The organism is Desulfosporomusa polytropa (genome assembly GCF_055380075.1).
Genome location: NZ_AP042400.1, coordinates 3,102,861 through 3,119,124, shown reverse-complemented (window position 1 = coordinate 3,119,124; position 16,264 = coordinate 3,102,861). Strand labels below are relative to the sequence as shown.

The following is a 16,264-nucleotide window of genomic DNA, read 5'->3' as shown; positions in this document are numbered from 1 at the left end:
AGGCTAATTTGGTGGTAGTATGGTACCAATGCCCCTTTTCTATTTGTTCTAGGAAGGGGGCTTGGTCTTTTAGCAAAGGAGTTTGGATATTATGAGTGCGATGAAATCAAATTTGCTGTTATTACTTGCGGCTGCTATCTGGGGCTTTGCTTTTGTGGCGCAGCGAGTAGGCATGGAGCATGTAGGACCTTTTACTTTTAATGGGGTACGATTTGTACTGGGTAGTCTTTCACTGTTGCCGCTAATTTTTTACTATCGAAATAAGCCTGGGCACTCACCCACGGTGAGTGCCCAGGGAGCGCTATTGCCAGGGATTTTAGCTGGTTTGATTCTGTTTGCAGGAGCATCTTTGCAACAAATCGGCCTTATTTATACGACCGCAGGCAAGGCCGCATTTGTTACTTGTCTATATATTGTACTTGTCCCTATTTTAGGGATATTTCTGAAGCAGCATGTTAGCAAGGTTACTTGGATTAGCGCGGTGTTGGCTGTGGTAGGATTGTATTTGTTATGTGTCAAGGAAAGTTTTTTCATTTCCTATGGTGATTTGCTGCAATTGATTGGTGCTTTATTCTGGTCGGTACATATTCTGCTGATTGATCACTTTGCTGATAGGGTGGATGTGCTGAAATTGTCTTTCTTCCAGTTTGTTACCTGCGGCTTGCTGAGTATAGGGACGGCTCTTGGGTTTGAGAGTATAACTCTGGAGGGGCTTAGCGGGGCGCTTATCCCTATCCTGTATGGCGGCTTTTGTTCAGTGGGAATTGCTTACACTTTGCAGGTGGTTGGTCAAAAACATTCACCACCGGCTCAGGCGGCCATTATTCTCAGTATGGAAACGGTTTTTGCCACCATTGGCGGCTTTTTGCTGCTGGATGAACGGCTGGGTTTTCAGGAACTAGTGGGCTGTGCTCTAATGTTAGCTGGTATGCTATTAACCCAACTGCAGAGTATCCAGCCTGTGGCCGGCGCAGAGCTGATAGAGGAAGCGAATGGTAAAGGCTAGTTGGCAAAATAGATTCGCAAGGTAGTGCGTAATTGGAGGGATTGCTATGGCAGGAGTGCAATTTTACCGGGATGCTGATTTGCCATTTTTTGAGTTGAAACTATGTGATGCCAATCGCCTCTGTTATAAGAAACATTCTCATGAAGAATATTCCTTAGGGGTAGTGGAGGCTGGTAATAGTGTTTTGTGGTATGACGGCAAAATAAGCAAGGTTAATCCTCAGACCATTGTGCTTATCCCACCTGGCCTAGTTCATTCCTGTAATCCGCAGCTGCAAGACCAATGGAAGTATAAAATGCTGTTTATTGACGCAAATTGGATGAGGCGGTTCTTTGAAAGTAAAGGGCTGCCTGCTTTGTGTCGACCAGTTGTCACAGGTCTGGCGAATGTTCATTCTTATATTGCTCTGAATAGTATGCTTGAGTGTCTGATTAAACCGATAAGCCCGCTAGAAAAAGAAGCAGGAATAATGGCCTTTTTTGAACAGACCGTTCAGGGTATAGGAAAGCTGCAAAAGTTCAGCAGGGCAAAAGAAATACCCAAATTGGAAATCATAAAAGAGTATCTAGACAATAACTATTTGCGAAGGATTACCTTAGAAGAATTGGAACAAGTATCAGGCCTAAATAAATTTAATATCATTCGTTCTTTCAAGGCAGAATTCAGTATACCGCCCCATATGTATCAAACCCTACTACGAGTTAATTGTGCCAAGAAACTATTAAGGCAAAATAACCAGATAACCGAGGTGGCTTATAAAACTGGTTTTTATGACCAGAGTCACTTTCATAAAGTATTTAAAGACCACACCGGAGTAACACCTGATAAATACAAAAGCTGTGAGGTATAATCAATTTTTTACAATACGCCTGCAGGTTTTGCTGATACGATAGAAAAAAAGAGCAGGAGGGTGTTGTTGTTATGCGAAAAAATGGGGTTGAGACGCAGGCTGATGCAGGTCTGAGGGATAAGAAATATATATTGGCTAACATACTGATGTTGGTGACAATTCTCTTTTGGGGAGTATCTTATGTAAGTATCAAAATTACAGTTACTGAGGTGCCGCCGGTTACGACAGCGGCCATTCGGTTTATAATTGCTTCGGTATTACTGTGGATACTGCTTAAACGAGTCGAGCCCGGTGCCAAACTAGCCAAGGCTGATATTCTACCAATGGTTGTAGCTGGTTGCTTAGGTATTACGCTGTATTTTTACTTTGAAAATATTGGTATAAAACTGACGACAGCTGCCAATGCCTCACTTATAGTTACTATTATCCCCATTCTAGCAATTGGTTTGGACATACTATTTTTTGGTGCCAAGGTATCGATGATTAAGCTAATAGCAATCGCCATTGCTATCATCGGTGCCTATCTTTCAGTGACCGCCAATGGCCAGCTTGATTTAAACTCTGCCAACTTTGTGGGCAATCTATTTGTAGTGGGTGCCATGTTGTCCTGGACTTTCTACACACTTGTTAATAAATCGCTGCAGAATAAGTATTCAGGTATGTGCATGACTACCTATCAAACTGTAATTGGGACGATATTCCTCATACCATTATCTCTTACCGAGTGCGGTGAATGGCAGATGCTTTCGTTGACTGCGTGGGGACATATTCTGTTTTTGGCAATATGCTGTTCGGTGCTTGGTTATCTATTTTACATGTATGTACTAAAGCAGTTAGATGTTGCCATTACTACCTTATATCTTAATTTAGTGCCTGCTGTTGGAGTAATCAGCGGCTATTTCATCTTGGGGGAAAGTGTATTGCCAATTCAGATAGCTGGGGGAGCACTAACACTAGTGGCTATTATCGTTATGAATTTGGAAAGATCAAGACATGAAAAAGTTGGCGAAAATGTAGTGGAGGGGGTATAACCATGGTTTGTAGCAAGCGATTAGAAGAGAATTTCCGTAAGCTGGCAACCATTGGCGCCCAGGTGGACGGAGGCATAACACGTTTGGCCTTCAGCGATGCTGATTGGGAAGCGCGCAGTTTCATTATTGAACTCATGCAGCAGGCAGGACTTGCTGTGCGGGTTGATGCGTTTGGTAATCTTATTGGTCGGCGGGAAGGAACTGATGGTGCAGCGCCTGTGGTCATGTTGGGTTCGCACATTGACAGTGTACCAAATGGCGGTAATTTTGATGGCGGGCTGGGTGTGTTGGCTGCTATCGAAGTAGTCCAATGTTTGCAGGAGGCGGGGGTACAAACTCGTCATCCCATTGAGGTTGTGGTATTCATGGCCGAAGAGTCCAGTCGTTTTGGCATAGCTACTATGGGGAGTAAGGCGTTTTGTGGTAAGCTATCGCTGACTCAGTTGGAGCAACTTACAGACAAGCAGGGCATGACGTTGATCGAAGCTATGCAACAGCGGGGGCTTGAGCCGGAGAAAGTTGCTGCCGCCCGGTATGTTGGTGAAATTAAGGCTTTTTTTGAGTTACATATAGAACAGGGACGGGTATTAGAAAATAGCGGCGATCAGATTGGTATTGTCACCGGGATTGCGGCGCCGACTCGTTTTAAGGTAGTGGTTACTGGCCAAGCAGACCATTCCGGGGCTACACCTATGAATATGCGCCAAGATGCGCTAACCGCAGCTGCCGAGATCATACTGCTAGTGGAAAAGCTGGCCGGGCAAGAAGCTCATAACGGCACTGTGGGTACAACCGGTATGGTTGAGGCTGAGCCGGGAGTTATGAACGTTATTCCCGGACGCGTTGAATTAGGAATTGATATTCGCGGCATTGTCGCAAGTAGCAAACAACAGGTGGTACAAGAACTGACAGCAGGCCTGGCGGAGATCGAAAATCGCCGTGGTGTGGCAATTGAGAGTAGGACCATTACTGATGAAAAACCTGTTGAAATTTCCCGGGAAATAGTCGAATTCTTACATGGCATAGCGAAGGACGGGCAATATGCTAGTCGACTGATGCCTAGCGGTGCCGGGCATGATGCCATGCATTTGGCCGGGATTGCTCCTACCGGGATGTTGTTTATATCCTGCAAGGGTGGAGTTAGTCATAATCCAGCAGAATATGCCAGCATAGAGGACATTACCGCTGGTACCCAAGTAATGTTCAGGGCAGTAACTAAACTAGCGGAAGCTGGAAAGCTGTAAATATGTTGGGAAATTTAGAAGGGAGTAGACCATGAGTTCAAGGGTTCCGCGGGTTGCGGCTGTTCATGATATTTCTTGTTTTGGCCGGTGTTCTTTAACTGTAATTATGCCAATATTATCTTGTATGGGCATTCAAGTGTGTCCACTGCCAACAGCGGTATTAAGCACCCACTTAGGTGGTTTTACGCAGATTGCTTTTTGCGATTTCACCGAGCATATGCCTGGTTTTTATCAGCATTGGAAAAGAGAAAACATTGACTTTGATTGTATCTACAGTGGTTTCTTAGCCTCAGAGAAACAAATTGATACAGTGATTCATTTTATTGAGGAATTTTCGGACAATAAGTCTTTGGTACTGGTTGATCCGGTGATGGGGGATGAAGGTAAACTCTATTCGGTTTATACACCCCAAATGCAAGAGCATATGAAGCGGCTTATTAGCAAAGCCGATATTATTACCCCTAATTTTACCGAGGCTTGCTTTCTATTAGGGGAGCTTTATACAGATCAGGTAGTGAAAACTGATTTGATTAAGAACTGGCTTATCCGGTTGGCTGATTTTGGCCCGTCAGTTGTTATTATGACCGGGATCCCTGTAGAGGGTAAACAGATTATGAATATTAGTTATGAGAAGAGTACTGGTTCTTTCTGGCAAGTGTTCAGTGAACATATTCCAGCAAAGTATCCGGGAACAGGGGATATTTTTGCCAGTATTTTGGCTGGTGCCTTGCTCTCCCAATATAGTGTGGCTGCGGCTATGCAACTGGCAGCTGATTTTGTTGCTATGGCAATCAAGGTTACCTATGAGGCAGGTACTCCCGCGCGGGAAGGTGTAATGCTAGAAAAGGGTCTGCCTTGGCTAGCCCAGATGTGGGCTAAGCTAAGCGTTAATAAGTAATCTTCTATTACGTTATACATAAGGAGAAAATGAGTATGAATGAAAAACGAAAATTGACTACCAAAGACATTGTTTATAGCGGTGTGTTAGCTGCTATGTGTGCTATTGCTACTTCCCTCAAAATTCCGTTTGGCGTAGGAGCGATGGTTCATCTTGGTACTGCTTTTTTATTTACTGTCGGGATTTGTTTTGGTGGCGTCTATGCGGGTTTGGCTGGTGCCATTGGGTCAGCTTTCTATGACCTGCTCATGGGTTTTTCCCCCTATACGGCCTGGTCTTTTATTATCAAGGGTACTGCTGGTTTTATTGTTGGTTTTGTCGCCAAAGGGGTGTGGCCTGCACCGGTAACCAATGAAACAGGCAGCTGGGCTTGGCGTGCAGCGCTTGGCTGTATATTGGCAGCATCTTGGACACTAGGTGGTTATATTGTGGCTTGGTGGCAAATAACAGGAAGTTTGGCGACGGCATTAGCCAATATACCAAGCTCGCTCATGACCTCAGGCGTCGGCATAGTAGTCGCGATGATATTGTCGCCCAAACTGCGTAAAAGTGTGAACAGATAAATTTTAAAAAAATTAGTATTGTCTATTGAACTTTTCCGGTAATTTGGTATATACTATAAATGAGCATATGCTCAAAATAGGAGTTGATAGTTTGTGCCAAGGCGACGTTGTTGCGGATTAGTTGATGAGGAACCGTTATGTCGAAAATTTTCCCCTGAGGTCGAACCTGGGGGGGAGCCGGTTATTTTGCAATTGGAAGAATTAGAAGCAATCCGCCTGAAGGATAGTAAGGATTTTGAGCAAGCTATTTGTGCGTCGCTGATGGGGTTATCTAGACCGACGTTTCAAAGAATCCTGTATTCTGCCAGGCGAAAAATCGCGACGGCGTTGGTGGAAGGCAGGACTATTATTATTGAAGGGGGAAATTACGTTATGAACAATCGGGTTTTTGAATGTGTGGAGTGTCAGCATGTATGGGAGGTAGCTCCTTGTACTGAAGGTGGAAAACACGGTTACGAAATTGCTTGCCCCAAATGTGGCAGCATGAAAAAAATGAAGCTTGACAATGGGGTAAAACACGCCTGTGGCGGCGGCCAACATCAGCATGGGCAAGGCGGCGGTTGCTGCGGCGGTCACTAGGAGAAGTACGATTTGTATAGTTACCACAAGCATTAATGAAATTGCAAAAAAAACACCTAACTCTTGAAAATTTAGAGTTTGGGTGTTTTTTTATACCATCAAGCCTGTAATGTTTATAGAATCGGACTTACCAAGATGCAAGTCGGGTATTTACTGCTTAAGTGTTCGGCTGCGGTACTGAGCCGGGGTTAAGCTGTATCTACTTTTAAATAACCGGCAAAAATAGGAGAAGTTACCGATACCTGCTGCTTGCCCGATTTCTTGCACAGATAATTGCGAAGTAGTTAGGAGTACACAAGCCTCCCGTAGTCGGCAGGAAATGAGATAATCGCTGATGGTACTGCCAGTGGCTTTCTTAAACAAGTGCGATATATGGTAATTGGATAAATGCAGTTCCTGAGCCAGGGCGGTTAAGCTAAATTCTTCACGAAAGTGCGCATGAATCCACTGCATAATTCTTTCCGCATAGTGGACATGCCGGAGCTTGGCCTGGCTGTCAATAGTCTCTGCTGTCAGCAGCCAAGAATGTTTTACTAATTGAAGGAAAACAGCGGTAAACAGGCCGAAATTTTCCAGGCTGTCGGCAGACGAAGGCTGGATTCGCGGCTGGAGGCCCAACAGGGCCTCAAATTCGCCGGCATTTTCAGGTAAGTGCAATACTTGGTGGGTAAGTTGATCTTCCCATAAATGACGGAAAAAAGATTGCAGCAAGGGAAAACTGGCAAGCAGCGGGAAGATAAGTGTTGGTTCAAACAGCGTCTTGGAGCGAATATAGCAACTGTTGCCGAGCTCGGCTTTTACGCGATGCAGCTGAAAAGGCTGAAAGTACATTAAGGTGCCAGGCCCAAAAGGATAAATATCCTGATCAAGAATGACTAAACCGCGCCCTTGATGAACAAAAATAAACTCCATACCTGGATGGGCATGGTACTTGTCCCACTCCTGCTCGGTGGTTGTGCGGTGGCGGGAAATGAACTGATAGGGGTAGTGTGTTAGATCAAAACTAAAATCATCGGTTGCAAACATATCGAAGCTCCTATTACCACAATTGAGTAATATTTTATCACAACTTGTGTCAGTGACAAAATAGATATTTTTGGTTACACTATAGATAAAACAGAAATTATAATTGGGGAGGTATTATTTATGAATAACACTAATTTGCCATGCATTCAGCTTACTGATAAGACTACCAGGCGGGTAATAAGCTATGGTGAAGATTTGATGTTGGTTGAGTTTGGCTTTAAAAAAGGCGGCATTGGTCAGCCGCATAGCCATGAAGAGCACGAACAAATCGGCTATGTGGCCCAAGGCAGTTTTGAGCTTATTGTGGGTGAGGAAAAAAGTATAATCAAGCGTGGAGATACCTATTATGCACCGCGTAAGACGTTGCATGGTGTTGTGGCTTTGGAAGATGACTCCATTCTTATTGACGCCTTTACTCCTATTCGCAAGGACTTTCTTTAATCTATATATTGCGCAGAAAAGAAGTTTGCAGACGCAGGTGAAACAGGGGACTGGGACGGTGTTTTTGCCGCTGGCAGAAACATGGTCTCGGTCCCCTTGTTTCGAGAATTATTATTATATATTAATCATACCATGATAAAGTGAATACGATGTGTTAAGAATAAAGTACTACGAGATAGTAGAATGCAAGTGATGGAAAGGAGTCAACATGAAATCTGCTATGCTGGAAAAATATGCTCAACTGGTAGTAAAAACAGGGATAAATATTCAACAAAATCAAACTCTGGTTATTTCTTCGCCGCTGGAGTGCGCTCCCTTTGCCAGGAGTATTGCCACGATTGCCTACGAGGCTGGTGCCAGGGAGGTGGTTATGAATTGGAAGGATGAGTTATCCTCCAAGATTAAGTTCTTGCAGGCTCCTGATGAAATTTTTGATGAATTTCCTGAATGGCAGAAGGAATTTTATCTTTCCTATGCCCGTCAGGGCGCCGCGTTTATAAGTATTGCCGCTTCTGATCCGGAATTGTTAAAGGATGTAGACCCCGAGCGGGTAGTCAGGGTGCAGAAGGCTGGTAATGCGGCGTTAAAAGAGTATCGGGAACGCATGATGAGTAATAAGAATGCCTGGAGTGTTGTGTCAATACCCACCGAGGCCTGGGCGAAGAAGGTATTCCCCGAGGTATCGACTGAAGAAGCTATGGAAAAATTATGGACAGCTATTTTAAAGTCTGTACGGGTGGATACTGTTGATCCGGTTGCTGCCTGGCAGGAACACAGTCGTCAGTTAAAACTAAGTATGGATTACCTAAATTCTCATAAATTCAAGCTGCTTTACTATAAAAATTCGCTGGGCACGGATTTACGGGTGGAACTACCAGCAGGGCATCTATGGCTTGGTGGACCGGAATATACGGCAGATGGTACCGAATTTGTTGCTAATATGCCGACAGAAGAGGTGTTCACTCTCCCGAAAAAGTCAGGTGTCAATGGTGTAGTGGTGAGCTCGAAGCCGCTGAATTATAATGGCACATTGATTGATGATTTTTCACTAACCTTTAAAGACGGGCGGATTGTTGACTGCAAGGCGACGCAGGGGCAAGAGGTGCTTAAAAAACTTGTAGAAACTGATGAAGGCTCCCACTATCTGGGTGAAGTAGCCCTTGTTCCTTATAATTCCCCCATCTCCAACGCCAATATTTTGTTCTATAATACACTGTTTGACGAAAATGCCTCCTGCCATTTGGCCATCGGTAAGGCGTATCCTATCTGTCTGAAAAACGGGGTTGACATGAATCAGGAAGAGCTAGAACAAGCTGGAGTCAATGATTCCATGGTACATGTTGATTTTATGCTGGGTACAGCCGATCTGGAGATAACCGGAACAACAGATACTGGGGAGAGTATTCCGGTATTTAAAAACGGTAATTTTGTAATTTCATAAAATAAGAAGAGCAGAAAAGGCGAGATTGCACGCATAGCGTGGCAATCTCGCCTTAATTTTTTAGTAGTAGTATATTGTTTTAACTATTTCCGAAAGCCGTTTGATTTATAACGTGGTTTGCCACCTGCAGCGGCAGGTTTTCTATTTTCCGGTGGTCTGCGTTTGCCGCCGCCACCGCCACCGCCGTAAGAACGGCTGCGTAATGGTGCTTCCTCAGTAATTTTGATGGGGGTACCATCTGGCTCTTTGGTTAATAGTTTTAGTGCGGCTGACAGCAAGGCAACGGAATCTGTTTCGGTGAGCAGCTCTTCGGCACGGCCGCGGTATTGCTCAAGACCGCCATCTTCAATCTGATTGAGTAATTTTTCAACAGCTAAGCGCTGCTGGCCCTCAATAGCCTCAGTTACGGTAGGTACAGGCATCCGCACAATTTTGCGCTTAGTGAGCCGTTCAATGGAACGTAAATGGTCTAGTTCGCGGGGAATAACAAAGGTCATGGCTATGCCGGTTTGCCCAGCACGGCCTGTACGGCCAACCCGATGAACATAGCTTTCAGGATCTTGGGGAATATCAAAGTTATATACATGGGTGACACCGCTGACGTCTAAGCCACGGGCGGCCACATCGGTCGCAACAAGAATATCAATAGTACCTTCGCGGAATTGGCGCAGGACGGAATCGCGCTTGGCTTGAGTAAGGTCACCGTGAATGCCTTCAGCCGAGTAACCACGTTTTTTCAGGCCCTCAGTCAGTTCATCTACCCGACGTTTGGTTCTGCCGAAAACAATCGACAATTCGGGTGATTGGATGTCCAGGAGGCGACAAAACACGTCAAATTTTTGTCTGTCAAGTACTTCCATATAATACTGCTCAATCAGCGGAACAGTTACTTCTTTAGATTTGATGCTAATAAGCGCCGGGTCTTTCAAAAACCGCTGGGCCAAGTTTTGAATTTGGCGAGGCATGGTAGCTGAAAAGAGCAGCGTTTGCCGGGAATCAGGTGTAGCGCTTAGAATCTTTTCAATATCCTCGATGAAGCCCATGTTGAGCATTTCATCGCCTTCGTCCATAACTACCATTTTGATATCGCTAAGCTTAATGGTACGGCGATTCATATGGTCCATCAGCCGACCAGGGGTAGCGACAATGATTTGCGGTTTTCTTTGTAAGGATTTAATTTGACGCTGAATATCTTGGCCGCCATAGATAGGGAGGGTACGCACGTTAGAGAACTGTCCAAGTTTGTTAAGTTCTTCGGCCACCTGAATACATAGTTCGCGAGTCGGGGTTAACACAATCCCAAAGATTGCCCCAACGCTGTTGCCGATGTTTTCTAATAAGGGAATGCCAAATGCGGCTGTTTTACCTGTACCGGTTTGGGCCTGTCCGACCAAATCTTTGCCTGCAAGTAATAATGGGATAGCCTGTTCCTGAATAGGTGTCGGTTCTTCAAAGCCCATATCACTCAGGGCCCGTATGGTTAAATCGCTAATTCCTAGCTCTTTAAATTTTTCCAATTAATGTAGCCTCCTCTTGTTGCTTGAATCTTTTTTTTTTAATAGTATCGCCAGTCTGTAAGGGGTTATATACGCTCGGCCGTAATGATAAAATAATGGAATCTACACTATGATCTTTCGAAGATGGTCAGCTCATCTTGGTAATATCAATATTTGCTTAAAAGCAAAAAAATTCAGTTTCGTAAATTTACTACAGCCAAGGAGTGGCAAAGCCCAGGCCATGGAACCAAACTGCTTCATTATGTTATCGCCGCGGCTAATGCCAGTCGGCAACCGCCTTTTATCAAAGGTTTGGTTAGCTACCACTAGCGAATTTTGAGCGGTTAGACCTTAAGTATATCATAATGCGGAAATAATTGCCAACGAAATATAAAATTTTTTTTGATAAGTCCTATATTGTTGCAGGATAATTAAGAAGTTTCAAGAAGATAGCAAAGTTACGCTGTATTTATTCGCTTCTAACTATATACTCCGCAGTAAAGAAGTTTGCAGGCGTAGATACTGATTTTCGGGGGAAAGAGGGACGTTGTGACTACTGAACGATTGAAACAGCAAATCGAGTTCATTGTCGAAGTAGATAAAATTAAACAGATATATCGGAAAAATTTTGTAATTGATAGTGAGCGGCATGAAACAGATGCAGAGCATTCCTGGCATTTAGCCATGATGGCTATGCTCCTGGCTGAGCATGTTACCAGTCAGCAAGTGAATGTGCTCACAGTACTCAAAATGGTGCTCATTCATGATATTGTGGAAATTGATGCCGGTGATACCTATTGCTTTGATCAACAAGCCGGCCTGGATAAGGCGGAACGAGAAACGAAGGCAGCTGATAGGTTATTTGGCTTGCTGCCTAGTGATCAGGCCCAAGAATTCCGTTCATTGTGGGAAGAGTTTGAACAAAGAGTCAGTCCGGAGGCCCGGCTTGCCGATGCACTTGACAGGCTGCAGCCATTGATATTGCACTATCATACGCAAGGAAAATCCTGGCAGCTAAATGGTATCACTAGCGATAAGGTAAAAGAGCGCAACCAGCATACAGCCGCCATTGCCGCTGAGCTGGGGCAGCTTGTTGACGAGATTATTCAAGATTCTATCAAAAAAGGCTATCTTAAAGAATAGTCAAGTCGCCGTAATGTTGAAATAAAGGAGTCTGGAACGGTAACAATTAAATCGTTTCGGACTCCTTTATTGTTTAGATATAGTATTTTGAGAAAAAACTCACAAAATGCTTTAACTTGTTAAGGATTGGCATTATAATAGCAATAGTGAGAAAATTAACAAGGTTCAGGTGATGCGGAATGAGTGAAGACATTTTATTAACCAAGGAAGACTTATGTGCCGGTTGTAATAAATGTATTGCCAAGTGCCCGACTAAAGCTAATGTTGCGTATGAACTTAATGGGGCAAATAAGGTAAGGGTAGATCAAAATCGCTGTATTCACTGTGGTGAGTGTTTGGAAGTATGTGATCATGGGGCGAGAGACTTTGCTGATGATACTGATCGATTTTTTGCCGATTTGCTGCAAGGGACAAGCATTTCGATTATTGCTGCACCTGCAGTACGTTTTAATTTTACTAACTATAAACGGCTTTTCGGTTATTTAAAGTCAATAGGTGTCAAGGTTATTTATGATGTGTCCTTTGGAGCCGATATTACTACTTGGGCGTATTTGAAAGCCATCAAAGAGCAGCAGCTGAAATCGGTGATTGCCCAGCCCTGTCCGGCCATTGTTAATTTTGTACAAAAATTTCGGCCAGAACTAATTAAAAGTCTGGCTCCGATTCATAGTCCAATGATGTGTACTGCTGTTTATCTGCGAAATTATAAGAATGTTACAAATAGATTGGCTTTTTTATCGCCCTGTATTGGTAAAATTGATGAAATTAATGAAAAAACTACAGCCGGATTAGTGCAATATAATGTAACTTATACCAAACTGGAGCAATATCTTGTGCGAAATGGTATTAACCTTGCTAGTTATCCGGAGGTTGATTTTGAGGAACTTAGCTGTGGCTTAGGGTTGACCTTCAGCCGACCAGGCGGATTGCGGGAAAACGTTGAATTTCAGACCCAAGATGCCTGGATTAGGCAGATAGAGGGGCCAAGCCATGTCTACCATTACTTGGATGAATATACTGGCCGTGTGCAGGCTGGTAAACCAATTCCCCTGCTGGTTGATATCTTAAACTGTGTTTGTGGCTGCAATCTTGGTACCGGCACAAACAAGGTTAGGGCGCTTGATGATATTGATTATCAGATGAACGCACTAAAAAAAGAAAAAATTAAAGAACATACCCAAAACAAACTATTCAAAAAAACGTATGACTTATTTGCGCAGTTTGATAAAGAACTTACGTTAAGCAATTTTGTCAGAAGGTATGAAGATAAGTCGTTAGCGCGCTACAATACGGAAGCTGAAGGGGTAGAGGCGATATTTGCCCAGCTGCATAAACCTACGGAGGAGTCCCGCAAAGTAAACTGTTATGCCTGTGGTTTTGGTAATTGCCAGGACTTTGCCATGGCGGTAGCGAAAGGCATTAATCATGTGGATAACTGTATCGACTATAATCGTAAAGAAGTTGAAAATGAAAAGCTAGAGTTAGCGGCAAGTCATTCGGAGGTTGAGGAAATGCTTTGTAAGATGAAAGCATTAAATGCAGAACGTGAGCGTGCTGCCGACTTGCTTAAAGAGCATGTCAAAGACATAACTGCTGCTATCAATGAGGTATCGATTGGTAGTAGTGAAAATGCCAAAAGTATCGAGAATATCAGTGAAGAAGTGCATTTTATTTTCAAAACAGCCACTGAGCTTAGAGGCAGCGTCGGTGAAGTGGAAACAAAGCTGGGTGATTTTGGACAGGCATCTGACGAAATTGTTGGTATTGCCAGTCAGACCAATCTGTTGTCACTCAACGCTGCCATTGAAGCGGCGCGGGCGGGCGAACTGGGTAAAGGTTTTGCAGTGGTAGCCAATGAGGTCAGGGTTTTGGCTGATCGCTCGAAAACGGCAGTTACCTCTACAAAACACAGCGAAAATGATATCAGACAGCAGGTAACTAAAATTATGAGTATTTCTGATGATTTGGAAAAGAAAGTAAATACAGTTAATAACGAAATTACTAATATTTCCGCAACTGTGCAGGAAGTAACAGCTAAGTGCCAGGAAATTGCTGCAACGGCTTCTATGCTGCAAGAAAAGTAATATATAGATATTACGCAGTAAAGAAGTTTGCAGGCGCAGGTAGGTGATGCATTAACAACGCTTCACCACTAGCGTTTAACTTCCGCTTTTGCCAATACACCACCTACCTGCAAAAATCTTTAACACGTTGCTGTTAAGAAGTGTATAGGTAACAAGTCTCTGCTCCTTTTGCGGGTGTCAGAGACTTGTTTTTTATTTTGGAACCGAACATGATTGACAAAATGACAGCAAGCTGTAATAATGTATACAAAGTTACATTATTTTTTATACCTAAGTAATGATTGGGTTAAAGCGGCGGTTACGTTGCAACAGAGAGCCGGTGGCAGGTGGAAACCGGTGCAGCAGCCATTGTGAATCTCACCCATGAACTCTTTTGTTGAACCCCTTATCGGTGCAAGTAGGCAAAAGCGACTCCCGGGCGTTAACCGGCTTGTAAGTATAATGTAGGGTGGTACCGCGAGTAATTCGCCCCTATTGGCGTAGCAATATGCCAATAGGGGCTTTTATATTTTGAAAAGGGGGAATTGGAATTTTGACCGACAAAGCGACAAACTTACGTAAGTTACTAATGGAACCAGATATTTTGGTATTGCCGGGAATTTATGATGCACTGACAGCCAAAATCGCCGAAACGGTAGGATTTAAGGTTGTGGTTATGGGTGGGTACAGCATCGCGGCCGCAAAATTGGCGCAGCCTGATGTGGGCTATCTGTCGATGACTGAGATGGCAGAAGCGGTTAAGGTAATAAATAATGCGATAGATCTGCCGGTAGTGGCTGATGGCGATACCGGGTATGGTAATGCACTGAGTGTGCGGCGTACGGTACGTGAATATGAGCAAGCTGGTGCGGCAGCCATTATCTTCGAGGATCAAGTCTGGCCAAAGCGTTGCGGGCACATGGGCGGCAAGGAAGTGATTGCTCCCGAGGAGCATGCGCAAAAAATACGGGCTGCCGTAGAAGCTAAGGTAAACCAGGATACCTTGATTGTGGCCCGCACAGATGCGCGCAGTGTATTCGGTTTGGATAATGCTATCGAGCGTGGCAAACGCTATCTCGCCGCTGGAGCGGAGGCATTGTTTATTGAGGCGCCGCAGGATGAGCGGGAATTAGAATGTATTGCTAAAACCTTTCCTGATGTGATTTTAATTGCCAACATGATCGAGGGTGGCAAGACACCAGGGTTAACAGCAGGGCAGCTGCAGGCATTAGGCTTCAAAATCGTCTTTTGGCCTTGTACGGCCCTCTATGGGATAGTACATTCCCTAACGGCCATCTTCAAAGAATTGAAAGAGACAGGCACTACCAAACGTTGTGAAGATGCTATGCTTAATTTTAATGAATTTAATCAGTTTATCGGGCTAGAAAAGTTTCAGGAACTAGAGCGAAAGTACAAATGTAGTGGAGGGAAAAACATATGAAAAAAGCAGGGATGCTTCGAATAGTAATAACATTATTCGTGGTAGCGTCGTTAGTTGTACTGGCAGGTTGTGGCAAGTCTTCCGAACAAAAGCAGGCAGCCAGCACTGGGGCCAATGGTAAGGTTGTGGCTAAACTAGCTCATAATTTGCCTGTTGCCCATCACTTAGCCCGGGGTATGGAGGATTTTGCCAAGAAGGTAAATGAAAAGTCACAAGGCAATATTCAGATAAATATTTATCCGTCAGGTCAGCTTTATAATGATAAAAGTATGAATGACGCTGTAATGAACGGCGGGGTAGAGATGGGTCTTAACTCGACAGCCATGTGGTCTTCGGTTATTCCTGCTATGGAGATTTTTGACGTTCCATTTTTGTTTCCTAGCTATGATCGCATTGCAAAGGCCATCGCTGGTGGTGTGGGCGAAAAATTATCTGGCGAAATGGAGAAAAAAGGCGCTAAAGTGCTAATTTGGGCCGATTATGGATTTGTTCAATTTGCGAACAATAAACGTCCGCTTACCAAACCTGAAGATTTTAAGGGGTTGAAGCTGCGGGGCTATGGTGAACTTCCGTCAGAGACAGTAAAAGCATTAGGTGCATCGCCTGTGACGATGGGATCTGGTGAAGTCTATATGGCTACCCAGCGTGGTACTATCGATGGACAAACCTCTGGCACGACAGCTATGTATGAACGCAAAATGTATGAGGTTTCTAAGTATCTTACCATGACTAATCATGCTTTCCCTGAGTTTGTAGTGTCAATTAATCTCAAGTTTTGGAATAGCCTGACGCCTGAACAGCAAAAGATTATGCAGGAGGCTGCGAAAGAGGTAGGCGATTCGATCAGGGCTGAAGCTAAAAATGAAGATCAAAAGACGCTGCAGGCATTAAAAGATAAAGGTGTAGAAGTCTATGTTGTTCCTGAAAGTGAAATTCCGGTTTGGCAAAAAGCCACTGAACCAGTGCAAGCGCTGTTTGTGAAACGTACTGGACAAATAGGACAGGAATTGATTACTATCTGCACAGGTCTCAAATAATTGTG

Annotated in this window: 15 protein-coding genes and 1 other annotated feature; of the genes, 13 read left to right on the top strand and 2 right to left on the bottom strand. The window is 44.0% G+C overall.

The features are described from left to right. The first annotated feature begins 91 nt into the window (after window positions 1-91). From ACZ449_RS16500 to ACZ449_RS16470, 7 genes are all read left to right on the top strand, one after another. Complete coding sequence (locus ACZ449_RS16500) at window positions 92-1,006, top strand: DMT family transporter (RefSeq protein WP_464257155.1); 915 nt, start codon at window positions 92-94, stop codon at window positions 1,004-1,006. 46 nt (window positions 1,007-1,052) lie between these two features. Next, on the top strand, window positions 1,053-1,856 hold the full coding sequence (locus ACZ449_RS16495) for an AraC family transcriptional regulator (protein WP_464257154.1): 804 nt from the start codon (window positions 1,053-1,055) through the stop codon (window positions 1,854-1,856). A 71-nt stretch (window positions 1,857-1,927) separates the two neighbouring features. Next, window positions 1,928-2,887, top strand: a complete 960-nt coding sequence (locus ACZ449_RS16490) for a DMT family transporter (protein ID WP_464257153.1) — start codon at window positions 1,928-1,930, stop codon at window positions 2,885-2,887. Window positions 2,888-2,889: 2 nt separating this feature from the next. Further along, the gene (locus ACZ449_RS16485) at window positions 2,890-4,131 is read left to right on the top strand and encodes an allantoate amidohydrolase (RefSeq protein ID WP_464257152.1); all 1,242 of its coding nucleotides are present in this window, start codon (window positions 2,890-2,892) and stop codon (window positions 4,129-4,131) included. Window positions 4,132-4,162: 31 nt separating this feature from the next. Further along, a complete protein-coding gene (locus ACZ449_RS16480; RefSeq protein WP_464257151.1) occupies window positions 4,163-5,029 on the top strand; it encodes a pyridoxamine kinase in 867 nt (288 codons plus the stop codon). Window positions 5,030-5,064: 35 nt separating this feature from the next. Beyond that, a complete protein-coding gene (locus ACZ449_RS16475; protein WP_464257150.1) occupies window positions 5,065-5,592 on the top strand; it encodes an ECF transporter S component in 528 nt (175 codons plus the stop codon). Between the two features lie 93 nt (window positions 5,593-5,685). Continuing rightward, window positions 5,686-6,171 (top strand): DUF134 domain-containing protein, encoded by a 486-nt coding sequence (locus ACZ449_RS16470; protein WP_464257149.1) that lies wholly within the window; start codon window positions 5,686-5,688, stop codon window positions 6,169-6,171. A gap of 150 nt (window positions 6,172-6,321) precedes the next feature. Here the strand turns inward: ACZ449_RS16470 and ACZ449_RS16465 are convergent, their stop codons facing one another. Then, a complete protein-coding gene (locus ACZ449_RS16465) occupies window positions 6,322-7,197 on the bottom strand; it encodes a helix-turn-helix domain-containing protein (protein WP_464257148.1) in 876 nt (291 codons plus the stop codon). A gap of 120 nt (window positions 7,198-7,317) precedes the next feature. Between ACZ449_RS16465 and ACZ449_RS16460 the strand changes: the two genes are divergently transcribed. After that, complete coding sequence (locus ACZ449_RS16460; RefSeq protein WP_464257147.1) at window positions 7,318-7,638, top strand: cupin domain-containing protein; 321 nt, start codon at window positions 7,318-7,320, stop codon at window positions 7,636-7,638. Between the two features lie 208 nt (window positions 7,639-7,846). Continuing rightward, window positions 7,847-9,079, top strand: coding sequence for an aminopeptidase (locus ACZ449_RS16455; RefSeq protein ID WP_464257146.1), 1,233 nt, complete (start codon window positions 7,847-7,849; stop codon window positions 9,077-9,079). A gap of 83 nt (window positions 9,080-9,162) precedes the next feature. On the opposite strand, the gene ACZ449_RS16450 is transcribed toward ACZ449_RS16455, so the two are convergent. Further along, complete coding sequence (locus ACZ449_RS16450) at window positions 9,163-10,596, bottom strand: DEAD/DEAH box helicase (protein WP_464257145.1); 1,434 nt, start codon at window positions 10,594-10,596, stop codon at window positions 9,163-9,165. Between the two features lie 528 nt (window positions 10,597-11,124). Here ACZ449_RS16450 and ACZ449_RS16445 point away from each other — a divergent pair. The 4 genes from ACZ449_RS16445 to ACZ449_RS16430 all read left to right on the top strand — a co-directional run bounded on the left by ACZ449_RS16445 (window position 11,125) and on the right by ACZ449_RS16430 (window position 16,259). Next, window positions 11,125-11,718 (top strand): HD domain-containing protein, encoded by a 594-nt coding sequence (locus ACZ449_RS16445; RefSeq protein ID WP_464257144.1) that lies wholly within the window; start codon window positions 11,125-11,127, stop codon window positions 11,716-11,718. A gap of 179 nt (window positions 11,719-11,897) precedes the next feature. Continuing rightward, window positions 11,898-13,802, top strand: a complete 1,905-nt coding sequence (locus ACZ449_RS16440; RefSeq protein WP_464257143.1) for a [Fe-Fe] hydrogenase large subunit C-terminal domain-containing protein — start codon at window positions 11,898-11,900, stop codon at window positions 13,800-13,802. Between the two features lie 268 nt (window positions 13,803-14,070). Continuing rightward, window positions 14,071-14,278: a binding site (T-box leader), on the top strand. Window positions 14,279-14,334: 56 nt separating this feature from the next. Beyond that, the gene (locus ACZ449_RS16435; RefSeq protein ID WP_464257142.1) at window positions 14,335-15,222 is read left to right on the top strand and encodes an isocitrate lyase/PEP mutase family protein; all 888 of its coding nucleotides are present in this window, start codon (window positions 14,335-14,337) and stop codon (window positions 15,220-15,222) included. Beyond that, complete coding sequence (locus ACZ449_RS16430) at window positions 15,219-16,259, top strand: TRAP transporter substrate-binding protein (RefSeq protein ID WP_464257141.1); 1,041 nt, start codon at window positions 15,219-15,221, stop codon at window positions 16,257-16,259. Before ACZ449_RS16435 ends, ACZ449_RS16430 begins: the two co-directional genes overlap by 4 nt. The last annotated feature ends 5 nt before the right edge of the window (window positions 16,260-16,264 follow it).

Coding starts and splice junctions, on each gene's coding strand:
- ACZ449_RS16500 (WP_464257155.1), top strand. CDS start 92: ATGAGTGCGATGAAATCAAATTTGCTGTTATTACTTGCGGCTGCTATC.
- ACZ449_RS16495 (WP_464257154.1), top strand. CDS start 1,053: ATGGCAGGAGTGCAATTTTACCGGGATGCTGATTTGCCATTTTTTGAG.
- ACZ449_RS16490 (WP_464257153.1), top strand. CDS start 1,928: ATGCGAAAAAATGGGGTTGAGACGCAGGCTGATGCAGGTCTGAGGGAT.
- ACZ449_RS16485 (WP_464257152.1), top strand. CDS start 2,890: ATGGTTTGTAGCAAGCGATTAGAAGAGAATTTCCGTAAGCTGGCAACC.
- ACZ449_RS16480 (WP_464257151.1), top strand. CDS start 4,163: ATGAGTTCAAGGGTTCCGCGGGTTGCGGCTGTTCATGATATTTCTTGT.
- ACZ449_RS16475 (WP_464257150.1), top strand. CDS start 5,065: ATGAATGAAAAACGAAAATTGACTACCAAAGACATTGTTTATAGCGGT.
- ACZ449_RS16465 (WP_464257148.1), bottom strand. CDS start 7,197: ATGTTTGCAACCGATGATTTTAGTTTTGATCTAACACACTACCCCTAT.
- ACZ449_RS16460 (WP_464257147.1), top strand. CDS start 7,318: ATGAATAACACTAATTTGCCATGCATTCAGCTTACTGATAAGACTACC.
- ACZ449_RS16455 (WP_464257146.1), top strand. CDS start 7,847: ATGAAATCTGCTATGCTGGAAAAATATGCTCAACTGGTAGTAAAAACA.
- ACZ449_RS16440 (WP_464257143.1), top strand. CDS start 11,898: ATGAGTGAAGACATTTTATTAACCAAGGAAGACTTATGTGCCGGTTGT.
- ACZ449_RS16430 (WP_464257141.1), top strand. CDS start 15,219: ATGAAAAAAGCAGGGATGCTTCGAATAGTAATAACATTATTCGTGGTA.